Source organism: Lentzea rhizosphaerae, assembly GCF_042649515.1.
Classification (GTDB): domain Bacteria; phylum Actinomycetota; class Actinomycetes; order Mycobacteriales; family Pseudonocardiaceae; genus Lentzea; species Lentzea aerocolonigenes.
Genome location: NZ_JBHRZI010000021.1, coordinates 122931 through 145674 on the forward strand (window position 1 = coordinate 122931; position 22744 = coordinate 145674).

Here is a 22744-nt window from a genome sequence, read left to right on the forward strand (position 1 = left end):
GGAGAAATGATCTGCGCTGCCTCGGGCGGTCGTGACACGATCGTGCGATGACCGACTTCGCGACCCCCGAAGACATCGCCCACCGCACTGCGGCGGCCAGGAACGCCGCCGTCGCGGCAGGTCGCGCCCTCGGCCTGGAGATCACCGAGGGCGTGGTCCTCTACGAACTGTTCTCCGTGGTCGTGCATCTGAAGCCGGCACCGGTCGTCGCCCGCATCCCGACCGTCCTGCCGCACACCACGACCCCGGAAAGCCAAGCGCTGCGCCAGCGGCAGGAACTCGACGTCGCGCAGTGGCTGCACGACCAGGGCACTCCGGTGATCCCGCCGAGCCCGCTCGTCCCACGCGAACCCGTGCAGCGCGACGGCTTCTCCATCACCTTCTGGCCGTTCACCGACGAGGACAAGAGCAAAGAACCGGACTACGTCAAGAACTCCGAGCTCACCGCCGACCTGCACGCGGCGCTCAGAACGTATCCGGGCGAGCTCGACTTCCTGTTGTCGGCAGAACCGCTGTTCGTGAAAGAAGCCCTCGACCGCCTCGAAAGCCGTCCCGACGTCGTCGCTCCCGAAGACCTGCGACGGGCTGAGCAGGAGTGGCAGGTCCTGGAACCGCTCGTCACCGACGAGAACGAGTTCCGCAAGGCGTTCCCCGGTGTCGAGCTCCAGCCCGTCCACGGCGACTCGCCGCCCGCCAACATCTTCGCGAGCACCAACGGCCCGTTGTTCTCCGACTTCGAGCTCATCACGCGAGGCCCGGTCGAGTGGGACCTCGGCGGCCTCGGCCCCGAGCACGAGGCCGCCTACGACCGCGGCGCCGCGAAGAACGGGCTGCGGGCACTCGACAAGGGCGTGCTCCGGTTCGTCAACGCCGTCGCCGCGATCCGGGTCATCGCCTACCTGTCGTGCGCGGACCAGCTGCCCGCCATGGTCGAGTTCATGCAGCCGTTCATCAACCAGTGGCGCGACACGGAGCCCTACGCGTGAGCCGCCGCCCGATCTCCTAGCCAGGACACGACTTCCTCGGCGGGCAACGGCTCGCTGAGGAAGTAGCCCTGCACGACGTCGCACCCGGCCTCGGCCAGCGCGGTCCAGGTGTCCTGGTCCTCCACGCCCTCCGCGACGGCCTGCAACCCGAAGTTGCGGGCCAGCGCCACCAGGGCGTGCACGATCGCGCTGTCGCCCGCGTCGGTGCACATGTGCGTGACGAACGAGCGGTCCAGCTTCATCTCGTGCACCCGCATGTTGCGCAGGTAGGAGATCGACGAGTACCCGGTGCCGAAGTCGTCTATCGACAGCCGCACACCGAGCTCGGTCAGGCCGCGCAGGACCTCCACCGCGCGGTCCGGGTCCGAGATGATCGCGGACTCGGTGATCTCCAGCGTCAGCAGTCGCGCGGGCAGGCCGTGGCGCTTGATCAGGTCGGCCACGTCGCCGGGGAACTCGGTGTGGTGCAGGCAGGCCGCGCCCACGTTCACCGACACCGGGACCTCCCAGCCCGCGTCCTGCCACACGCGGCACTGGCGCAGGGCCGCGTCGATGACGTAGCGAGTGAGCGGCTCGATGAGGCCGTTCTCCTCGGCGATCGGGATGAACTCGTCCGGCCGGACCAGGCCGCGGGTCGGGTGCTGCCAGCGGGCCAGCGCCTCGACGCCGCACACCGCGCCCGTGTTGGCCAGTGCCTTCGGCTGGTAGTGCAGGAAGAGCTCGCCGCGGTCGATCGCGTGCCGCAGCTCGGTGACGGCGGTCAGATGCGCGGCGCCGCGTTCGTGCAGGCGGGCGTCGTACACGGCCACACCCGACTTCTCGCGCTTGGCCGCGTACATCGCGATGTCCGCGTGCCGCAGCAGCTCGTGGCCGTCGCCCGAGTCCGACGGGCACAGCGCCACGCCGACACTGCCGGCGATCTCCAGCTCCAGGCCCTCCAGCGTCACCGGCATGGCGAGCGCGGACAGGATCTTGTCCGCGACCATGCGGGCGTTCTCGGCCGAGCCGACGCCGGGCAGCAGCACGGCGAACTCGTCACCGCCCAGACGCGCCACCAGGTCGGTGTCGCGCACGGCCCAGGAGAGCCGGTTCGCGACCTGGCGCAGCAGCAGGTCGCCGCAGTGGTGCCCGAGCGAGTCGTTGACCTCCTTGAACCTGTCCAGGTCCACGATCAGCAACGCGAGCGGCTCGTCCTTCTTGCGTGCCTTCAGCACGGCCTGGTCCATCCGCCGCGCGAGCAGCGTCCGGTTGGCCAGACCCGTCAGGGCGTCGTGGTGGGCCTCGTGCTCGTTCTTGGCGGCCTGGCGCAGGATCTTGCGGCGGTGGCCGAGCAGGACCATGCCGAACAGCGCGACCAGGAACGCGTCCAGCACGAACGCCACGATCTGGGCGATCCGCAGCCGCGCGTTCTGCTCGTCGGCCGCACGCAGGTACTCGGTCGTGTCGAGCCTCTTGGTGCCGATCGTGGAGGAGATCTGGCGGCGCAACGACGAGTGCGCCAGCCCCGCCTGGTCGGCCTGCAGCGGGTCGCCGGACGCGATCACCTTGCGCAGGATGTCCGTGGTCTGGTCGTAGAACGGCAGCAGCTTGGCGGCGGCCGTGGCGTCGGACGGTGTGCCGTTGGCGCTGAGCCACTCGAGCTCACCGCGTGCGGTGCCCACCGAGTTCTGCAACGGCTGGACTGTCTGTTCGGTGCGCTTGGCCTGGAGGTCGCGCAACGCGTTGTCGGCGACGTTGACGTGCTCCAGCACACGGCTCCACCGCTCGCTGGTCTCGTTGAGCTGCCGCACGTGCGCGGTCGTGGACTGCGCGCTCACGCTGCTCCACAGCGCCAGCCCGGCCAGGACCAGCAGCCCGCCCGTCAGTCCCGCCGTCGCCACCCGTGCGGTGCCGCGGCCTTCCCAGAAGCTCACCGTGCCTGCTCCAACGGTCGCACCCAGCTCGCCGGGTCGTCGACGAAGCTGTCGATCTGCGGCTGGAAGAACTCCTTTCGGGCCTTCTCGGACTCCTGCCGGTGCAGGATCCTCTCGAGGTTCGAGGTGGTCACCGTGAGGCCGGGTGTCTCGACCCAGCCGGTGGGTAACGCCGCCCCGTCCTTCGCGTGCCGGGCGAGCAGCCAGCCCGCCACGGCACCCTTGAGGTAGTGCTCCGGCGAGATCGTCGCCACCATCGCGCCGTCCCGCACCGCCTGCAACGTTCTCGGGTCGACCCCGAAACCGCCCACCAGCCACCTCGCCGACTTCTCGGTCCTGAGCGCGGCGAGGTTCACGCCGTCGCAGTCGCCCGTACCAACGAACGCCAGGGCGTCAGGGTTCGCGGCGACCAACCGGCGCCACGCGTCCCGGTTCGCTTCGTCGTCGCGCTGCGTGTCGAACGGCCCCAGCACCAGTACTCCCGGTAGCTTTTCCGCGAACCGCCCTCGAATGCCTTCTGCCCGGTCGTCGAACCCGGCGAGCCCCGGTGCGGTGTTTCCCAGCACCACTGTTCCGGTCGCGTCCGAGGGCAATCGGCGCATCAACTCGTCAGCCAGCTTTTCGCCGAGTTCGTAGTTGTCGTTACCGATGTGCAGTTTCACCCCGGAACTCGCGGTGAGTCGCATGTCCACGCCGAGCACGGCGACGTGCTGACTCAGCGCGTCACCGATCGACGGCGCCATCAGCGCGGGTTCCGACGTGGCGACGGCGATTCCGCCTTTCGCCGCGAGCGTCAAATCGCGGAACAACTCGACTTCCTTGTGCCCGTCCTGCCCAGGAGGCCCGGTCACGGTCGCGCTGACGCCACCGATGCGGCCGACGCCTTCATGAAACCCGCTCGTCATCTCCTGCGCGAACGATCCGCCTGTGCGCTTCACCACGAAACCGACGTGCGGGAGCGCCTCGGACCTGGCGGCGCCACCGCACCCGGCCAACAGCAGCAGGCCCAGCACCAGCACCGCAGCTCGCATGGGGGTGACCTCGGGTCGCTAGGGAAGACGGTGATCGAACTCCGGAGCGGCCGATGCTACATCGCTTGGCACCAAATCGGGATAACGCCCATCAACAACGGGAAGCGCTTTCACGTTGCGGATGCGTCAGGAAGGTTCATAACCCAGGTTCGGGCGCAGCCACTGCTCGACTTCCGCGACCGTTTTGCCGCACCGGCGCGCGTAGTCCTCGACCTGGTCGCGGCCGAGCCGTCCGACGGTGAAGTACTTCGCGTCCGGGTGCTGGAAGATCAGGCCGCTCACGCTCGCCGCCGGCGTCATCGCGAACGACTCGGTGAGGTCGACGCCGACCTCCTCGGCGCCGAGGAGGTCGAACAGCTGGCGCTTGACGGTGTGGTCGGGGCAGGCCGGGTATCCGAGCGCGGGCCGGATGCCGCGGAACTTCTCGGCGTGCAGGTCGGCCAGCTCGGGCTCGGCGTCCGGCTCGAACCAGTCGCGGCGGGCCCGCAGGTGGATCCACTCGGCGAACGCCTCGGCGAGCCTGTCCGCCAGCGCTTTCACCATGATGGCGCGGTAGTCGTCGTTCTTCGCCTCGTACTGCGCGGCCAGTTCGTCCGCGCCGAGGATCGTCACCGCGAAGCCGCCGACGTGGTCTCCTTCCGGGGCGACGTAGTCCGACAGCGAGCGGTTCGGGCGCGAGACCTGCTTCTGCGTCTGCTGCCGCAGCATCGGGATCAGCACGCCGTTGCCGAGCTGGATGTCGTCACCGGCCGAATGCGCGGGCCAGAACCCGTAGACGCCCTTTGCGGTGAAGGAACCATTGGCGATGATTTCGTCCAGCAACGTGTTCGCGTCGTCGAAGAGTTCGCGCGCGACGGGCTGCTCGAGGATCGCCGGGAACTTGCCTTTCAGCTCCCAGGCGAGGAACAGGAACGTCCAGTCGATGAACTCGCGCAGTTCCGCCAGTGACGGGGTCATCGTGCGAGTGCCGGTGAACGCCGGGGTCGGCAATTCGGCGAAATCGACCTTTTCCGAGTTCGCGCGGGCCGCTTCCAACGAGAGCAACGGCAGCTGCTTGCGGTTCTCGTGCTGGTGGCGCAAACGGGCCTGCTCGGCGCGGTTCGCGATGTTCAGCTCGTGCGCGCGCCGGTCGTCCAGCAGGTCGGAGACGACGCCGACGACCCGTGACGCGTCGAGCACGTGCACGACCGGTTCGTCGTAGACCGGGGCGATCTTCACGGCGGTGTGCTGGCGGGACGTGGTGGCGCCGCCGATGAGCAACGGCAGCTTCATGCCGCGCCGCTGCATCTCCTCGGCGACCGAGACCATCTCGTCCAGTGACGGCGTGATCAGCCCGGACAGACCGATGACGTCGGCGTGCTCCTTGATCGCGGTGTCGAGGATCTTCGCGGCCGGGACCATCACGCCGAGGTCGATCACCTCGTAGTTGTTGCAGCCCAGCACGACGCCGACGATGTTCTTGCCGATGTCGTGCACGTCGCCCTTGACCGTGGCGAGCACGACCTTGCCGTTGCCGCCGGCCGTCGACTTGGGCTCCGCGTCCATGAACGGTTCCAAGTAGGCGACCGCGCGCTTCATGACGCGGGCGCTCTTCACGACCTGGGGCAGGAACATCTTGCCCGAGCCGAACAGATCGCCGACGACCTTCATGCCGTCCATCAGCGGACCCTCGATGACGTCCAGCGGCCTCGGCAGCTGCTGACGTGCCTCCTCGGTGTCCTCCTCGATGAAGTCGACGACACCGTGCAGGATCGCGTGTTCCAGCCGCTTGCCGACCGGGGCCTCGCGCCACGACAGGTCGACGACCCGCTTCTGGCCGGGGCCCTTGACGGTCTCGGCGTGCGCGACGAGCCGGTCGGTGGCGTCCTCGCGGCGGTTGAAGATGACGTCCTCGACCAGTTCCAGCAGCTCCGGATGGATGTCCTGGTAGACGACGAGCTGGCCCGCGTTGACGATGCCCATGTCCAGGCCCGCCTTCACGGCGTGGAACAGGAACGCGGAGTGCATGGCCTCGCGGACGACGTCGTTGCCGCGGAACGAGAACGACAGGTTCGAGATGCCACCGCTGGTGCGCACACCCGGACAGCGCTGCTTGATCAGCGGCAACGCGTCGATGAACGCCTTGGCGTACCCGTTGTGCTCCTCGATGCCCGTGGCGACCGCGAGCACGTTCGGGTCGAAGATGATGTCCTCGGCCGGGAAGCCGACCTGCTGCGTCAGCAGGTCGTACGCGCGGGCGCAGATCTCGACCTTGCGTTCGGTGGTGTCGGCCTGGCCCTGCTCGTCGAACGCCATGACGACGACGCCGGCGCCGTAGTCGCGGATCGTGCGGGCCTGCTCCAGGAACGGGCGCTCGCCCTCCTTGAGGCTGATCGAGTTGACCACGCCCTTGCCCTGCACGCAGCGCAGACCGGCCTGCAGCACGCTCCACCGGGAGCTGTCGATCATCACCGGGATGCGGGCGATCTCCGGCTCGGTCGCGATCAGGTTCAGGAACGTCGTCATCGCCTGCTCGCCGTCGAGCAGGTCGGCGTCCATGTTGACGTCCAGCAGGTTCGCGCCGCCGCGGACCTGCTCCAACGCGACCGCGAGCGCGGCCTGGTGGTCGTCGGCCTCGATCAGCCTGCGGAACTTCGCCGAACCCGTGACGTTGGTGCGCTCACCGATCATCACGAACCCGGTGTCGGGGCCGATCTCGAACGTCTCCAGCCCGCTGAACCTGGTGGTGTTGCGGGGTTCGGCGACCTCGCGCGGCTGCTCGGCCCTGACCGCCTCCGCGATCGCCCTGATGTGCGGGGGAGTGGTGCCGCAGCAGCCGCCGACGACGTTGACGATGCCCTTGCTCGCGAAGTCCTTCAGCAGGGCCGCGGTCTCGTCGGGGGTCTGGTCGTAGCCGCCGAACGCGTTGGGCAGCCCGGCGTTCGGGTGGCAGGCGACGTAGGTGTCCGCGAGGCGGGCGAGGTCGGTGACGTGCGGGCGCATCTCCTCGGCGCCCAGCGAGCAGTTCACGCCGACGACCAGCGGCTTCGCGTGCTCGACCGAGTTCCAGAACGCCTCGACGGTCTGGCCCGACAGCGTGCGGCCGGACAGGTCGACGATCGTCACCGAGATCCACAGCGGCAGGTCGGGGGCGACCTCGCGGGCGGCGGTGATGGCGGCCTTGGCGTTGAGGGTGTCGAAGATCGTCTCGATCAGCAGGAGATCGACGCCGCCTTCGTGCAGCGCGGCGATCTGCTCGGCGTAGGAGGCCTTGACCTGCTCGAACGTGACGGTGCGGAACGCCGGGTCCTCGACCTTGGGGGAGAGGGAGAGCGTGACGTTGAGCGGGCCGACCGACCCGGCGACGAACCGGCCGCCGAGCTCGTCCGCGGCCTGCCGGGCGAGCCGCGCGCCAGCGATGTTCATGTCGCGCACGCGGTGTTCGAGCCCGTAGTCGGCCTGGGCGATGGACGTGGCGGTGAACGTGTTGGTGGTCGTGATGTCCGCGCCCGCCGCGAGGTACTGCCGGTGCACGTCGAGCACCAGGTCCGGGCGCGTGAGGTTGAGCAGGTCCGGGTCGCCGACGACGTCGGTGTGGTGGTCGGCGAACTCGGTGCCGTGGTAGTCGGCGGGGGTGAGCTTCACCTGCTGGAACATCGTGCCCCAGGCGCCGTCGAGCACGGCGATCCGCTGGTTCAGCAAGGACTTGAGACCAGCCACGTGCGCTCCCGAGAAGTCGGAAGCGCCCTTGTTTCGTGGTGGTGCGAGACCGAGCGTGGCAGGCGTGGTGGCCTGTTGCAGCGCTTCTCGGCCTCGTGGCCCACGTTACCAAGACCGACCATTCCCCAGGAACCCGTCCCACTCCCTAGGATGACGACCGTGACGGAGAAGCGGGCGTTGGTCCTCGGCGGTGGTGGTGTCACCGGAATAGCTTGGGAGACAGGGGTTCTGCACGGGCTGGCCGAACAGGGCGTCGACCTGGCCGGGGCCGACCTGTTCGTCGGCACGTCGGCCGGGTCCGTGGTGGCCACGCAGCTCGCGGGCGGTGTTCCGCTCGCCGACCTCTACGCGAGCCAGCTCCTGCCGCCGGACGGGGAGATCCCGGCACGGCTGACCCCGTGGATGATCGTCAGGTACGTCCTCTCCTACGCGATGCCCGGAACCGCGGCGGCGAAACGGGCCCGGCTGGGCCGTGCGGCGCTGAAGGCCCGCACGCCGTCCGAGGCGTCGCGGCTGGAGGTCTTCGAGCACCGACTGTCCATTCAGGACTGGCCGGACCGGGCCCTGAAGGTCACCGCCGTGGACACCGCCGACGGGAAGTTCGTCGCGTTCGACCGGGACAGCGGGGTGCCGCTGGTGAAGGCGGTGGCGTCGAGCTGCGCCGTGCCGCTGGTGTGGCCGCCCGTCACGATCGACGGCCACCGGTACATGGACGGCGGCATGCGGTCCGTGGCCAACGTCGACCTCGCCGCCGGGTACTCGCGGGTCGTGGTCGTGGCGCCGTTGACGCGGTCGGCCAGTCCGGCGGCGACCCCGCAGGCGCAGGCCGCGAAGCTCGGCGTGCCGTCGATCGTCGTGAGCCCGGACAGGACCGCGCTGGCGGCGATCGGGCCGAACCTGCTGGATCCCGCGCGCCGCCGCCCGGCCGCCGAAGCGGGTCTGGCGCAGGCCGCGTCGGTCGCCGAGGCGGTTCGCCAGGTCTGGAACTGATCACTGTTCGAACGTGCAACAAGTGGTCGGTACCTCTTGTTCAGGCGTGATGACCTGCTTACCGTCGCCGGACTCGCATTGTCAGCTTTGTTAACCAATTGCTGGAGGCGGTCGTGGGCGGCAGACGATTGGCGTTGGGAGCGCTCGGGCTCGTGCTCGGCCTCCTCACTGCGGGGACGATCAGTGCATCGGCGGCGGATCCACTGGTCTCCCGCGGCAAGGCGGTGACGGCCTCCTCGATCGAGGGGACGGGGTTCGAGGCGAGCAAGGCGGTCGACGGCAGCACGTCGACCCGCTGGGCCTCGGTGGAGGGGCACGACCCCGAGTGGCTCCGCGTCGATCTCGGCACCGCCCACACCATCAGCAGGGTCAAGCTGAACTGGGAGGCCGCGTACGCCAAGGCCTACCGCGTGCAGACGTCACCGGACGGGTCGGCGTGGACCGACGTCTACTCCACCACCACCGGTGACGGCGGCGTCGACGACTTGACGTTGTCCGGTTCGGGCCGCTATGTCCGGATTTACGGCACGGCTCGGGGAACGTCCTACGGCTACTCGTTGTGGGAGCTCGAGGTCTACGGCGTGGACGGCGGAACAACCCCGCCGACGACGACCACGACACCCCCGACGACGACCACGGCGCCACCGTCGGGCCTCGGCTACCCGTTCGGCAGCAGGCAGCAGCCCTACGCCGCCGGCATCCTGCGCCCGTCCGGCAGCACGTCCGCCCTGGACGCCGCCGTGGTCGACTACTACCAGCGCTGGAAGTCCGCGTTCGTGCGGCACAACTGCAACAGCGCCTGGACCCAGGTGCTCGCGACGGACGCCGACCACACCTACGTCGCCGAGGCGCAGGGCTACGGCATGGTCGTCGTCGCCACGATGGCGGGCGCCGACCCGGACGCGAAGAGGATCTTCGACGGCTTCGTGAAGTGGAAGATCGACCACCCGTCGTCGATCGACCCCGACCTGATGGCCGCCGAGCAGGACGACAGCTGCCGCAGCGTCAACGGCAGTGACGCCGCGACGGACGGCGACATGGACGTCGCGTACGGGCTGCTGCTCGCCGATCGTCAGTGGGGCAGCGCCGGCACGTACAACTACAAGCAGCTCGCCATCAAGCACATCAACGCGATCAAGCGCAGCGAGATCAACCCGTCGACGAACCTGCTGCGGCCCGGCGACTGGGCCGACTCGGGCGACCCGCGCTACTACGTGACGCGTTCGTCGGACTGGATGGCCGACCACTTCCGCGCGTTCCGCAAGGCCACGGGCGACTCGGCGTGGGACACGATCCGCACCGCCCACCAGAACCTGATCAAGACGATGCAGCAGAACTTCGCGCCGAACACCGGCCTGCTGCCCGACTTCGTGGAACGGACCAACTCGACGCCGCGGCCGCCCGCCGGTGAGGTGCTCGAGGACCCCAACGACGGCAAGTACTGGTGGAACGCCTGCCGCGTGCCGTGGCGCATCGGAGCGGACGCGGCGACCAGTGGTGACGCCACCTCGCTCGCGGCGGCGCGCAAGCTCAACACGTGGGTGAAGTCGAAGACCGGCGGCAACCCCGGCAACATCAAGGTCGGCTACCAGCTCAACGGCACGCAGATCTCCAGCGACGTCTCGGAGGCCTACACCGCGCCGTTCGCGGTGGCGGCGGCAACCGATCCCGGCAGCCAGGCGTGGCTGGACGCGTTGTGGAACAAGATGGTGGCGACGCCGATCGGCGGGAACGACTACTTCGCGTCGAGCATCCAGCTCCAGGTGATGATCACGGTGACCGGCAACCACTGGGTGCCGTGAGCCGATCACAACCGCCGATCACAGCCGCCGATCACAACCTCTGGCGGAACCAGCGGCGGATCAGGTTGATCGTGACGCCGAGCATGACCAGGTAGGCGATCGACCTGATCCCGTCGCCGGTCGTGTCGCGGCCGCCGGTGTACGCCGACGCGCCGTAGATGAAGAAGATGACGTCGGCGGCGAGCATCACGACGACGGCCCAGCCGGTCCACGTCCGGTACTTCGCGTTGATGTTGGTGGTGCTGTTGTCGATGTTCATCGAGCCAGGGCCCTGGTTGATGTTCATCGGGCCGTCGCCCTGGTTGTTGAAGATGTTGCTGTGGTCGGACGCGCGGTTGCGTGCACTGCGTCCGAAGGGGTCCTCGGGGCGGTTCATCGGGGACCCCCACCGCGCTGGTCGATGTTCATCGCGCCGTCGCCCTGGTTGGCGAAGATCGTGCTGCCCGATGACGCGGTGTTGATCATTTTCCGGCTCGGTCCGCGCTCGGCGGGCGTGTCCCGCGTGCCGCCCTCCAGGTTCTCGATCAGGCCGCGGACGTCGGACTCGAACGTCCGGTGCCGCACCTGCCAGTACATCGAGAGGCCGACCAGCGCGATGTCGGAGGGCAGCTGGGAGGGGGCGGGCAGCGGGGTGTCGTCGAGCAGGATCGGCACGACCGGCATTTCGCGTTCGAACGCCATCCGCAGCTCGGTGCGCACCCAGTCCCGTTCGTCGTCCAGGCAGCGCACACCGTTCTTGTTCTTGATGGTCAGCCACGACGGGCCGATCACCGCCAGCACGACGTCCGAGCGTTCCAGCTCCCGCCGAATCCGCCGCGGGTACACGGCGCCGAGCGGCAACGAGTCGCGGTCGCGGAACACGTTGTCCGGGCCGTAGTGCCGGACGAGCAGGCTGGAGATCGCCGCCGTCGCGTGCACGCTGTCCTTGATCCGGTAGCTCAGGAAGACGCGGCGCACGGCTCACCTCCCGGCACCGGCGTGAACCTGCCGACCTCGACCTCGGCGGCCCGCAGGACCTTGTCGCCGTGCAGGTAACCGCCGCGCAGCTCGCGCAGCACGAGGCCGTCGTGTTCGGCGCTGCCGACCTCGGCGACGCGGACGGCCTGGTGCAGGCTCGGGTTGAACGGCGTGCCGACGCACGTCATCCTGCTGACGCCTTGGCGCACGAGCAGTTCCTCGAGCTCGTTCGAGATGGAGTCGACGTCGCAGCACTGCGGTGCCGAGGAGATCCGGTCCAGCACGAGGATCACCTGCCGCAGCACCGGGGTGAGGATCTGGCGGACCCTCTCCTCGCCGGCCTGGTCGAGCTGCCGGCACAGCTCGTCGTACATCTGCTTCTGCAGCCGGTCGTTGAGCAGCCTGCGCTGGAAGAGGTCGCGCAGCTCGGCCAGCTCCTGCTCGACGGTGCCCGCGTCCACCTAGCGTCCCCTCCGCTCGACCCTGCCGAGTGCGGTCGCCGCCTTGAGCACGTGCTTCCAGTTCGGCTTGTACCGCAGCACGTAGAACAGGCCGCCGATCGCGACGATCATGAGGAAGCCCATGAAGGCGGCGCCGGGGCTGCCGGAACCGATGCCGCTCAGGAACGGCATGATGCCGACGATCAGCAGGGCCAGGAACCACTTGTGCCAGTTGACCCAGTCCCACGTCTGCTTCTGGGCCTTGCTCGCCATCTCGCGCAGCTCCGCGACCATCGTGTTGACGTCGGGGTCGCCGGTCTTGAGGTTCGCGATGTTGTCGGCGCGCTTCGTCACCAGAGACGCCTGTTCCTCGGACAAGATGTAGAAGCCACCTTCGTTGATCACCTCGCCGTAGGCCACCAACGGCCGCAGCTTGCCGAGGTGGTCGAGCAGCTCGTCGTGCAGGGCGATGGCGAGGTAGTAGCGGAACGCCGGGTTGTCCGGGTGCTCGCGCACCACGGACTCCATGATCTCCAGCGCCTTGCCCGCCATGTCGTTCTGCAGGAACACCTGCGCGATCGACGTACGGTACTCGGGGTTGCCGGGGTCGAGCCGCAGCGCTTCCTCGTACTTGCGCATCGCCTGGTGCCACTTGGCCATCGCCGCGTACGCCTCGCCGAGCCCGTAGTGGTAGGCGGCGTTCTGCGGGGACAGGCGGATCGCCTCGGCGAACTCGTACTCGGCGTCACCGGCGTTGCCCATCAGGAACGACGAGTGGGCGCGCAGGAACCAGGCCGCGTCGTCGTTGCCCCGCAGGTTGATCGCCTCGCGGGCGGCGTAGTTGGCCGCGTTCGGGTTGTCCTGGTCGAGGTAGGCGCGGGCGCGGTCGAGCCAGTCGATGCCGTTGCCCGCGGCCGCGGGCCCCTCCGGCGGCCGGTACTCGGCGAGGTCGCGGTCGAACGCGGCCCGTGCCGCCGGGTCGAGCAGCACCTTCTCCGCGCGGTCGATGTCGCGCACGCGTGCCTCGGCCTCGGCGCGGCGGTCCGGGTCGGCGTTGCCCTGGCGTTTGATCCACTGCCTGCGCTGCTTGGTGATGGCCTTGCGGATCTCGTCGGCACTCGCGGTCTGGCCGACCTGGAGCACCTCGTACAGGTTGACGAATCGGGACGTGGTCATGGTCAGCTCACTTCCAGCGCACGGATCTTGTCTGCTGCCAGGTCCTTCTCCGCACCGTCCATGTTGGACACGTCGTGCACCTCGAACGTGCCGAGAGAGCGGTTCGTGGTGAGGTCGGTGACCTCGATGAAGACCGTCTGGTCGATGTCGTAGGCGAACGTCACGTCGACCGGTGCCCCCGCCGGGTAGGAGGGGATGGGCAGGATCTGCTCGCCGATGACCTTGACGAACGACGGGTCCGCGTCGTCTCCCTGCGTCACCGACACCCTGATCTCGGTCTGGTTGTCGGCGACCGTGCGGAACGAGCTCGTGTGCTTGGCGGGAATCCTGGTGTTGGGCGCGATGATGACGACGTTCTCCATGCCGTGGGTGTCGGCGCGCGCCAGCGTCCCGAGGCCCTGCGAGGTGACGTCCCGGATGATGATGGCGGGCAGCGCCGACTTCGTGCCGGTGAGGTCGACGTCGACGAGGTGCGCCTGCACGGCGGCACCGAGCGCGACGACCTCGTCGGGGTTGACCGCGCGCTCGACCTGCTTGCCGGAGAACGACTCCATCATCGTGCGCACCATCGGCATGCGCGTCGAACCGCCGGCGAGCAGCACTCTGTCCACATCGGACCACGACAGGCCGGCGTCCTCCAGCACGATCGCGGTCAGGTCGCGCGTGCGGCTGAGCAGGCTGGAGGTGGTCTCCTCGAACTCCTCCCTGCTCACCTCGATCGTCTTGGTCACCCCGGCGGCGGACAGCACGACCTTGGTCTTAGCGATGGTCGTCAGCGCGCGCTTCGCGTTCTCGGCCTTCTCCCGCAGATCGGCCTCGGTGTGGTCGTCGTCGAGCAGGTCTGGCCCGCCCTGCTCCTGGAACCGGGAGTTGAGCAGCTGCATCAGCGCGTTGTCCCAGTCGAAGCCGCCGAGGTTGCGGTCGCCGTTGGTGGCGATGGTGGTGAACTCCCGGTTCTCGATCCGCATGACGGTGACGTCGAACGTGCCGCCGCCGAGGTCGTAGACGAGGACCGTGCCCGCGTCGGCCGTGTTCAGGCCGTAGGCGAGGGCCGCGGCGGTGGGCTCGTTCAGCACCCGGTGCACGGTGAGCCCGGCGATCGTCCCGGCGTCCTTGGTCGCCCGCCGCGCACCGTCGTCGAAGTACGCCGGCACGGTGATGACCGCCTGGTCGACGGGTCCGCCGAGGTGCAGCTCGGCGTCCTCCTTGAGCCGTTTGATGATCAGCGCGGAGATTTCCTCCGGCCGGAAGGTGACCCCGTCGGTCGTCTCGAAACGCCACGACGGATCACCCATGGCGCGTTTGACGAATTGCACGGTGTCGAGCGGTGCCATCGCCGCCGACCGTTTCGCCATGGTGCCGACGAGGGTGCTGTCGGATTGGAAGAGCACCACGGAAGGCGTGATGTTCTCGCCCTCGCGGTTGGTGATGATCTCCGGTCTGCCCAGCTCACCCATGACCGCCACGGCCGAATAGGTGGTGCCGAGGTCGATGCCGATCAGGTGTCCCAACCTTGGCACCCCATTTCTGTAGCATTCCTCAACATTGCCGCCATGTCATTTCCCGATGGCTCGGACTGATTCCGGGGACTACATCGCGGGCTCTTATCGGGGTGTTAATGGAAATAGTGGACAGATAGTGGACAGTTGTTCGGTGCTTGACCTTGACCCTGGGGCAAGGTTGGAGGCTTTGCGTCATGAACAACGACTTCGTCGCAGAGACCGCCCGCCACTTCGACATCCCGGGCGCCGCCGTCGGCGTCTTCCACGACGGGCAGGAGCACTTCTTCTGCCACGGCGTGACCAGCGTCGAGAACCCGTTGCCGGTCAACGAGAACACGCTCTTCCTGCTCGGCTCGGTCACCAAGACCTTCACCGCGACCGCGATCATGCGCCTGGTGGCGGCCGGCCGGATCTCGCTGGACGCACCGGTGCGCGAGTACGTGCCGGAGCTGAAGCTCGCCGACGACCGCGAGTTCACCGTGCGGCAGCTGCTCAACCACACGTCCGGCCTCGACTGGGGTGCTGGAACGGTTGCGGGAGCTCGGGGTGAGCGAACGGGGCATGCGGATGGAACGCGACGTCTGGGTGCTCATGCAGACCGTCGCACCGGAAGAGGCGTCGGTGTGGCTCGCGGTCAAGACCGAGGCGCTCGCCGATCCCGAGTTCGGGCAGATCTACCTGGCCTACGACGAGGCGTTCGGGTGGTCGCCCGACGACCCGCGGCTGCCCGCGCTGGCCAGACGCGCGGCGGCGTGGCTGTCGTCACGGCCGCCGCTGCCGGTGGCGGATCCGGGGATCACCGCGCTCGCACTGTCGGCGGCCGGGGTGTCGTCGCCGGCGTGGGACCGGATGGCCGCGCTGGCGCGGTGAGGCAGAGTCCGCCACTGTTTCACTTGAGTCCGGCTTGAGCCGACGGTCATACGATCGGCTCATGGGGACTCGTCGGGTGTTGTGCATGATCTTGGCCGTCGCACTGGTGCTGGTCGCTTCCGGGCCGGCCCGGGCAGGAGACCGGCAGTTGTTGTTCTACAACCACGTTTGGGGCACCTTCGACCGCGCCACCGCGGACGCGGTCGAGCACTCCGCCTACCTCAAGCAGTTCGCGGACTTCGAGGTGCGCACGACGAGGGGTGCGGACGGCAAGGTCTGGACGGCCCGCTACCTGCGCGGCCAGGAGACCTACCTGGAGATCTTCGGTCGCGGTGACGTGCCGGGGCAGGACGGCCAGCCGGGTTCCGCCGGTCTCGGGCTCTCGACCGAGCACGACGGCGACCTCGACGTGCTGAAGGCCCGGCTGCGCGCCGCGGGCTCGACGCCGGAGGAGTCCCTGCAGTCGCGCGACTTCGGTGACGGCAAGCCGGTGCCGTGGTACGACGCCGTGTTCCTGACGGAGAAGTACGACAGGTTCGGCGCGTGGGCCATGGAGTACCGCGACGAGTACCTCCGCGACCCGCGCAGCCAGGTCGGGCCCCCGCGGTTCCCCGGTGACGTCAGCCGTGAGCGCTACCTGCCGGACACCTACCGGGACCGGCTCATGCGCAACGTCACGATGATCGGTGTCGCCGTCACGGCCGGGGATCTGGCGGCCGCCTTGCCGTTGCTGCGGGCGGGAGGGTTCGTGCTGTGGACCGAGCCGGGGGCGGTCGTGGCGACGCGGGGCGGCACGACGATGCGGTTCGACGAGGTGCCGCTGGGCCGGACCGGGCTCAAGCGGGTCGAGTTCGAGCTGAACCGCACCCCGGTGCCGCACGTGGAGCGGCTCGGCGCGTCGACGCTGGTCGTGGGGCCGGGGATGCGTGCGGTGTGGACTTTCTGACGGGGGTGGCTTGGCGTGTCGACGCTGGTGGGTGGGGTCGGGCACGTGCGCGGCCTGGTCTGTCTGACACAGTCTGGTCGTTCTGACACAGTTGGGTCATGTCGCTGGTCGGACGTGAGCGGGAACGGGAGCGGCTGGCCGCGCTGGTCGGGTCGGGTGGGGCGCTGCAGATCGTCGGTGAGCCCGGCATCGGCAAGTCGGCGTTGTTGGCCTGCCTCGACGGGCACCTCGTCGTCGGTGTCGAGGCCGAGCAGGACCTGCCCTACGCCGGACTGCACCAGGTCCTGCACCCGTTCCTGGATCTGTCCACTTTGTCCACCGTGCGGCGCGGTGCGTTGGAGGTCGTGTTCGGACTCTCCGACGGTGCTGTGCCACCTGTGCATCTCGTGGGGCTGGCCGCGCTGGAGTTGTTGAGCGCGGCCAGGTCCGTGGTGCTGGTCGACGACGCGCACTGGCTGGACCGGGAGAGCCGGGACGTCCTCGGGTTCGTAGCGCGACGGCTGTCGGGCGCCGTGCTCGTGGTGACCGCTTCGGCACCCGTGTTCGCGGGTGTGTCCACGCTTTCCTTGAAGCCGCTGGATGGTGAGGCCGCTCCTGCATTGCTGGACGCGGTTGCACCGGAGCTGGACGCCGAACGCCGGTCGTGGGTGCTCGCACAGGCCGCCGGGAACCCGTTGGCGCTCAACGAACTCCCGTTCGGCGGCGACTCGCTGGAGGAGACGTTCGCGGCGCGTGTTCTCGCGTTGCCGGCCGAAGTGCGGGCGGAGTTGCTGGTGGCGGCCCTGGGTGGACCGCGGGTCGTTGTGCCGGTCGCCGGGGTGGTCGGCCGGGACGGGGAGTTCCTCCACCCGTTGGTCAGGTCCGCGATCGTGCGGGCGGCCTCCGAAACGGAACGTCAGGAGGCTCACCGGCGACTGGCGGCTGAGAGCGACGAGCCGGATCGGCGGGCGTGGCACCTCGCTGCTGCGGTGACCGGCAAGGACGAGAACGTGGCTCGCCTGCTGGAGAACACCGCGGATCGCGCACTTCGGCGCGGGGGTGCGGCGGCCGCGGTGAGTGCGCTGGAACGGGCGGCGCTGCTGGGCGACAGGTCTGAGCAGGCCCGGCGGCTGCTGCGGGCCGCCGAGCTGGCGGCGGAGGCGGGGCGGCGTCCCGACGTCGAGCGGATCCTGCTCGGTGTGCGCGGGCTGGACCTCACGGCGCGGGAGCGTGCGCTGGTGACGTGGCTGCCCAGCGCGTTCGACGACGGCGTGGGCGAAGGTGCGGCCGGGCCGGGGGAACTGGTGCGGCTGGCGGAGGCCGTGGTGGCTGACGGTGACGTCGAGCTGGGCATGCGGATCTTCTGGAGCGTCGCGATGCGGTGCTTCTGGGTGGAGCCGGGCGCCGCCGTCCGCGAGCGGATCGCCGCGGTGGCGCGCCGGTTGCCGATCGACCCGCACGACCCGCGGATGCTCGCGATGCTGGCCTACGTGTGCCCGGAGTCGCAGGGTGACGTGGTCGTGGCGGGCCTGCGCGGCTCTTTCGACGCCGTGACGTCACGTCTGCTCGGCAGCGCGGCTCTCCAGGTCGGCGCGTTCGAGGAGTCCGTGCGCTTCTCCGTTGCGGCACAACGGGACTTCCGCGCGCAGGGCCAGTTCGGACTGCTGGCTCGCGCCCTCGCCGTCGAAGCGTGGAGCCGAACCCGCCTGGGCGACGTCGCCGCGGCCGAGCCGGTGGCGTGCGAAGCCCTGCGGCTGGCCGAGGAGACGGGCCAGCCGTACATGCGCGGCCTGGCTGAGGCCGTGCGGTCGGAGATCGCCGCCCTGCGCGGCGACTACACGGCGTCCGCTTCACTGGCCGCGTCGGCCGAACGCATCGGCCTGGCCGCCGGCGCCCGCCCGGTGCTGGCGACCGTGCAGCTGGCCAGAAGCCTCGCCGCACTGGGCGAAGGCCGCTACGCCGACGCGTACGCCGCCGTCCGCCGAGTCCACGACCCGGCGGACCCTGCCCATCAGCTCGCGTTGCGCAGGTACGTGCTGCCGGAACTGGTCGAGGCCGCCACCCGCAGCGGCAACACCGACGAGGCCCGCAGGATCGTGGAGGAACTGGACGTCACCACCCGTTCACCCGCACTGGCCAGTGGATTGAGATACGCCCGCGCTCTGCTCGCCAGCGACGACGACGCCGAGGCGCACTTCCAGGCCGCGCTGGACGCCCGCTGTTCGCCGTGGGAACGCGCACGAACCCAGCTGGCGTTCGGCGCGTGGCTGCGCCGGCAACGTCGCGCCGCCCAGGCCCGCCCGCACCTCAAGGCGGCGGTGGAGGCTTTCGCGGCCTTCGGTTTCCGCGACTGGGCGGAACGGGCGCGGGAGGAGCTGCGGGCGTCGGGGGAGTCGCGCAACGGGTCCGGCGTGCTGACCGAGCACGAGCTGACGATCGCGCGGATGGCGGCGGAAGGGCTGACGAACAAGGAGATCGGGGAGCGGCTGCACCTGTCGCACCGGACGGTGAGCACGCACCTGCACCGGATCTTTCCCAAGTTGGGGGTGGCGGTGCGCGCGGAGCTGGTGGAGGCCTTGCTGGCGTACAGGCCCGGCCCCATGACGTACCCCGACACCGTCACCTGACGCTCGCGACCCTCAAACCCGCACCCCTACCGTCGATCCCATGATCAGCAGGCGACAGTTCTCCCAGGTACTGGCGGTAGCGGGCGTAGCGGCACCCCTCCTGACCGCTACCGCCCAGGCGAAGCCCGCCCGGTGGGGCGAGATCAAGCAGGTCAGGACCAACCTGCTGAACATCGGCTACGCCGAGATCGGCCCGGCGGACGGCCCCGTCACGATCCTCCTGCACGGCTGGCCGTACGACATCCACAGCTACCAGGACGTGGCGCCCGCGCTCGCCGCCCAGGGCCGCCGCGTGCTCATCCCGTACCTCCGGGGCTACGGGCCGACGCGGTTCCTGCACGCGCGCACGATGCGCAACGGGCAGCAGGCCGCGTTGGGCAGCGACGTCATCGCGTTCATGGACGCCCTCAAGATCCGCGAGGCGACCATCGCCGGGTTCGACTGGGGTGCGCGGACCGCGTGCATCACTGCGGCGCTTTGGCCGGAGCGGGTCAGGGCGCTGGTGTCGGTGAGCGGGTACCTGATCGTCAACCTCGAGCAGAACCAGGAGCCGCTCAGCCCACAGGCCGAGCTGGGCTGGTGGTACCAGTACTACTTCGCGACAGAGCGCGGGGTGAAGGGGTACACGCAGAACACCTACGAGTTCAACAAGCTCATCTGGAGGCTCGCCTCACCGCAGTGGAACTTCGACGAGGCCACCTACGCCCGCAGCGCCACGGCCTGGCAGAACCCCGACCACGTCGCGATCGTCGTCCACAACTACCGGTGGCGCCTCCAGCTCGCGGAGGGCGAGCACCGCTACGACGGGCTGGAGCGCGAGCTGCAGACCAGGCCCGTGATCGGCGTGCCGACGATCACGATCGCCAGCGACTTCGACGGGCCCAACAAGAGCGGTGCCGCCTACCGCAAGCAGTTCAGCGGGCGTTACGAGCACCGGGTTCTCGACGGCATCGGGCACAACGTGCCGCAGGAGGCTCCGGAGGCGTTCGCGCGCGCCGTGCTCGACGTCGGATGACCTCTACGTCCCGTTCGTCTCATTTTGATCGTCCACAATGGAATTCGCCCGGCATGCCATGATGCGTCCGTGGGGGTTGAGTTCGAGGTCCTGGGCGAGATCAGGGCACGTGTCGACGGTGTGGTGGCGGACCTGGGGGCGGCGCGGCAACGTGCGGTCCTGGCGGCGCTGGTGCTGGAGCCCGGACGTCCGGTGACGGTGGACCAGCTGGTCGACCGGGTCTGGGGCGACCACGCGCCGGGCACGGTGCTGACCAGCGTGCGCAGTTACGTGTCCAAGCTCCGGACGGTCCTGCGCGGTGTGGACATCGTCGGACGGGCCGGGGCGTACACGGTGGACTACGAGCCGGAAGCCCTGGACGCGTACCGCTTCACCGCCTTGCTGGCCGAGGCGAGGAAAGCGACGGATGACGTTGCGGCCCAACAGGCGTACCGGAAGGCTTTGGAACTGTGGCGCGGTGAGCCGTTCGCGGGGCTCGAGACGCCGTGGTTCGCCGGACGGCGGTACGCGCTGGTCGTCGCGCGGCACACAGCCGTGCTCGACCACGTCGACATCCAGCTGAGGCGGGGCGCGCACGCAGAGGTGCTGCCCGAACTGGTCGAGCTCGGGCGTCAGCACCCGCACGACGAACGGGTCGCCGGTCAGCTGATGCTCGCGCTCTACCACAGCGGACAGCAGGCCGAGGCGCTCGACGAGTTCGACCGGACCCGAAGGCGTCTCGCCGACGAGCTGGGCACCGACCCCGGTCCGGAGCTGGCGAGGCTGCACGAACGGATCCTGCGTGCCGAGCTGCCCACGGCGGTGTCGTCGGTGCCGCGGCAGCTGCCCGCACGGCCGCAGGTGTTCGCGGGACGGTTGCGCGAGCTGGACGCGCTGGCCGCCCACCTCGACGGCCGTTCGACGGTGGTCATCTCCGCGATCGGCGGTGCCGGTGGCGTCGGCAAGACGTGGCTCGCGCTGCACTGGGCCCACCAGCGGCTCGACGCGTTCCCCGACGGCCAGCTCTACGCGAACCTGCGCGGGTTCGACCCGCGCACCGAGCCGGTGCGGCCGGAGGTGGTGCTGCGGACGTTCCTCGAGGCGCTCGGTCTGGAGCCGGACGCGATCCCGGTGGACGCCGACGCGCAGGCCTCGTTGTTCCGCAGCGAGCTCGCGCGCCGACGGATGCTGATCGTGCTCGACAACGCCCGTGACGCCGGGCAGATCGTGCCGCTGCTGCCCGGTGCGGGGCCCAGCCGGGTCGTGGTGACGAGCCGCAACCGTTTGGCAGCGCTGGTCTCCGGGCACGGCGCCTACCCGCTGACGCTGGACGTGCTCGACCGGGCGGACGCGCGTGCCGTGCTCGTCGGGCACCTCGGTGAACGCCGGGTCGCCGCTGAACCGGACGCCGTCGCCGCCGTCCTCGACTACTGCGCCGGCCTGCCGCTGGCGCTCGGGGTCGTGGCGGCACGAGCGCTGGTGCAGTCCGAACTGTCGCTGGGCGCGCTGGCCGACGAGCTGCGCGACGAGCAGGCCAGGCTGGACGCGGTCGACACCGGTGACACCGACGTGAACCTGCGCGCAGTGCTGTCGTGGTCGGTGCGCGCGTTGTCGGCGAACGCGCAGAAGCTCTTCGCGCTGCTCGGCCAGGTGCCGGGCGCGGACATCTCCGAGCACGCCGTGGACTCGTTGTTCGGCACACCCGCCGAGGAGATCCTCGACGAGCTGGAGCACGCCCACCTCGTCTCGCAGCACGTGCCGGGCCGCTATCGGATGCACGACCTGGTGAAGCTCTACGCCGCCGAGCAAGCGGTTGCGGGGGAACAGGCCATCGCCCGGCTCGTGGACCACTACCTGCACACGGCACATGCGGGTGAGCGCGCGCTCTTCCCCGAGCGGCGGGACATCGAGCTGCTCGAAGCGGCGCCGGGCACCGTCGTCGACGAGATCAGCGACACGGCCGCGGCCATGGCGTGGTTCGACGCCGAGGAGTCCAACCTGCTCGCGATCGCTCCCGCGATCGGCAGCGGCGTCTGGCAGCTGGCCTGGTCCACGACCACGTACCACACGCGCACCAGCAAGTACGCGGATCGTCTGGAACTGTGGCTGGCGGCGCTCCCGTTCGCGGACGACATGGACGTGCGAACCCTGACCCTCTCGCATCGTTCGGTGGCCGACGCCTACGCCCACCTCGACCGGCACGACGAGGCGATGGACCACCTGCACCGCGCGCTGGCCGCCGCCGAGGCGTCCGACGACCCGATCGTGGAGGGGCACGTCCACTACGGCATCAGCGCCGCGTACGAACAACGCGGGGACTACGAGTCCGCGGTCAAGCACTCGACCGAGGCGCTCCGGCTGTACTCGACGACCACCAACCAGCTGTCGATCGGGCAGGCGCACGCGGCGGTCGGCTGGCACAGCGCGTTGGTGGAGCGTTACGAGGACGCCCGCGAGCACACCGAACGGGCGGTGGAGATGTTCACCGAGCTCAACGCCATGCAGAGTCTGGGGTGCGCGGTCGACACGCTCGGACTGGTCGCCAACAAGACCGGTGACCACGCCAGAGCGGTGGAGCTCGGCCGGGAGTCGGTGCGGATCCTCGGCGAGGCCGGTGACACCGCGCGAGGCGCCGACGTCACGCTGCACCTCGGTGAGGCGCTCATCGCCGCGGGCGACGTCGAAGCCGGTCGCGCCGCACTGGTCCAGGCGCACGAGATGCTGGTCAGCCAGGGCCGCACTGCCGAAGCGGAGCACGTGGCCAAACTGCTCTGACCTGCGAACCAATCTTTCGCCAACCTCCTGAGCCCAAGATCTCGCGTGTTGCGAACT

At 69.5% G+C, this 22744-nt stretch carries 16 protein-coding genes, 1 pseudogene and 1 riboswitch; of the genes and pseudogenes, 9 read left to right on the forward strand and 8 right to left on the reverse strand.

The window, feature by feature from the left end:
* Nucleotides 1-47: 47 nt before the first annotated feature.
* Nucleotides 48-986: an aminoglycoside phosphotransferase family protein gene (locus tag ACFOWZ_RS25785; RefSeq protein ID WP_382376458.1), complete on the forward strand. Its 939-nt coding sequence runs from the start codon at nt 48-50 to the stop codon at nt 984-986.
* Here ACFOWZ_RS25785 and ACFOWZ_RS25790 read toward each other — a convergent pair.
* From ACFOWZ_RS25790 to metH, 3 genes are all read right to left on the reverse strand, one after another.
* Complete coding sequence (locus tag ACFOWZ_RS25790; RefSeq protein ID WP_382376459.1) at nt 977-2899, reverse strand: putative bifunctional diguanylate cyclase/phosphodiesterase; 1923 nt, start codon at nt 2897-2899, stop codon at nt 977-979. The genes ACFOWZ_RS25785 and ACFOWZ_RS25790 overlap by 10 nt on opposite strands.
* A complete protein-coding gene (locus ACFOWZ_RS25795; protein ID WP_382376460.1) occupies nt 2896-3930 on the reverse strand; it encodes a sugar ABC transporter substrate-binding protein in 1035 nt (344 codons plus the stop codon). The genes ACFOWZ_RS25790 and ACFOWZ_RS25795 overlap by 4 nt, the downstream gene beginning before the upstream one ends.
* Nucleotides 3931-4056: 126 nt before the next feature.
* Nucleotides 4057-7629 (reverse strand): methionine synthase, encoded by a 3573-nt coding sequence (gene metH, locus ACFOWZ_RS25800; protein WP_382376461.1) that lies wholly within the window; start codon nt 7627-7629, stop codon nt 4057-4059.
* A gap of 13 nt (nt 7630-7642) precedes the next feature.
* A riboswitch (S-adenosyl-L-homocysteine riboswitch) is annotated at nt 7643-7724 on the reverse strand.
* 64 nt (nt 7725-7788) lie between these two features.
* Here metH and ACFOWZ_RS25805 point away from each other — a divergent pair.
* Together ACFOWZ_RS25805 and ACFOWZ_RS25810 are read left to right on the forward strand one after the other, a co-directional pair.
* Nucleotides 7789-8619, forward strand: coding sequence for a patatin-like phospholipase family protein (locus ACFOWZ_RS25805; RefSeq protein ID WP_382376462.1), 831 nt, complete (start codon nt 7789-7791; stop codon nt 8617-8619).
* 113 nt (nt 8620-8732) lie between these two features.
* Complete coding sequence (locus tag ACFOWZ_RS25810; RefSeq protein ID WP_382376463.1) at nt 8733-10421, forward strand: glycosyl hydrolase family 8; 1689 nt, start codon at nt 8733-8735, stop codon at nt 10419-10421.
* Nucleotides 10422-10452: 31 nt separating this feature from the next.
* Here the strand turns inward: ACFOWZ_RS25810 and ACFOWZ_RS25815 are convergent, their stop codons facing one another.
* From ACFOWZ_RS25815 to ACFOWZ_RS25835, 5 genes are read right to left on the reverse strand one after another with little or no spacing between them, the layout of a single operon-like run.
* On the reverse strand, nt 10453-10797 hold the full coding sequence (locus tag ACFOWZ_RS25815; RefSeq protein WP_382376464.1) for a hypothetical protein: 345 nt from the start codon (nt 10795-10797) through the stop codon (nt 10453-10455).
* Entirely contained in the window at nt 10794-11378 is a 585-nt protein-coding gene (locus ACFOWZ_RS25820) for a toll/interleukin-1 receptor domain-containing protein (RefSeq protein ID WP_382376465.1), read from the reverse strand. The genes ACFOWZ_RS25815 and ACFOWZ_RS25820 overlap by 4 nt, the downstream gene beginning before the upstream one ends.
* Nucleotides 11360-11839: a nucleotide exchange factor GrpE gene (locus ACFOWZ_RS25825; RefSeq protein ID WP_382376466.1), complete on the reverse strand. Its 480-nt coding sequence runs from the start codon at nt 11837-11839 to the stop codon at nt 11360-11362. Before ACFOWZ_RS25825 ends, ACFOWZ_RS25820 begins: the two co-directional genes overlap by 19 nt.
* Nucleotides 11840-12994, reverse strand: coding sequence for a tetratricopeptide repeat protein (locus ACFOWZ_RS25830; RefSeq protein ID WP_382376467.1), 1155 nt, complete (start codon nt 12992-12994; stop codon nt 11840-11842).
* Between the two features lie 2 nt (nt 12995-12996).
* Complete coding sequence (locus tag ACFOWZ_RS25835; RefSeq protein ID WP_382376468.1) at nt 12997-14514, reverse strand: Hsp70 family protein; 1518 nt, start codon at nt 14512-14514, stop codon at nt 12997-12999.
* A gap of 176 nt (nt 14515-14690) precedes the next feature.
* Between ACFOWZ_RS25835 and ACFOWZ_RS25840 the strand changes: the two are divergent.
* From ACFOWZ_RS25840 to ACFOWZ_RS25865, 6 genes and pseudogenes are all read left to right on the forward strand, one after another.
* Nucleotides 14691-15014: pseudogene (locus ACFOWZ_RS25840) on the forward strand (serine hydrolase domain-containing protein); the annotation flags it as partial.
* A gap of 28 nt (nt 15015-15042) precedes the next feature.
* Nucleotides 15043-15366, forward strand: a complete 324-nt coding sequence (locus ACFOWZ_RS25845) for a hypothetical protein (protein ID WP_382376581.1) — start codon at nt 15043-15045, stop codon at nt 15364-15366.
* Between the two features lie 61 nt (nt 15367-15427).
* Nucleotides 15428-16312, forward strand: coding sequence for a DUF5829 family protein (locus ACFOWZ_RS25850; protein WP_382376469.1), 885 nt, complete (start codon nt 15428-15430; stop codon nt 16310-16312).
* A 98-nt stretch (nt 16313-16410) separates the two neighbouring features.
* The gene (locus ACFOWZ_RS25855; protein ID WP_382376470.1) at nt 16411-18918 is read left to right on the forward strand and encodes a helix-turn-helix transcriptional regulator; all 2508 of its coding nucleotides are present in this window, start codon (nt 16411-16413) and stop codon (nt 18916-18918) included.
* Between the two features lie 40 nt (nt 18919-18958).
* Nucleotides 18959-19933 carry an alpha/beta fold hydrolase gene (locus ACFOWZ_RS25860; RefSeq protein WP_382376471.1) on the forward strand — a complete coding sequence of 325 codons (975 nt, stop codon included), beginning with the start codon at nt 18959-18961 and terminating at the stop codon, nt 19931-19933.
* A gap of 69 nt (nt 19934-20002) precedes the next feature.
* Nucleotides 20003-22687 carry an AfsR/SARP family transcriptional regulator gene (locus tag ACFOWZ_RS25865; protein WP_382376472.1) on the forward strand — a complete coding sequence of 895 codons (2685 nt, stop codon included), beginning with the start codon at nt 20003-20005 and terminating at the stop codon, nt 22685-22687.
* The last annotated feature ends 57 nt before the right edge of the window (nt 22688-22744 follow it).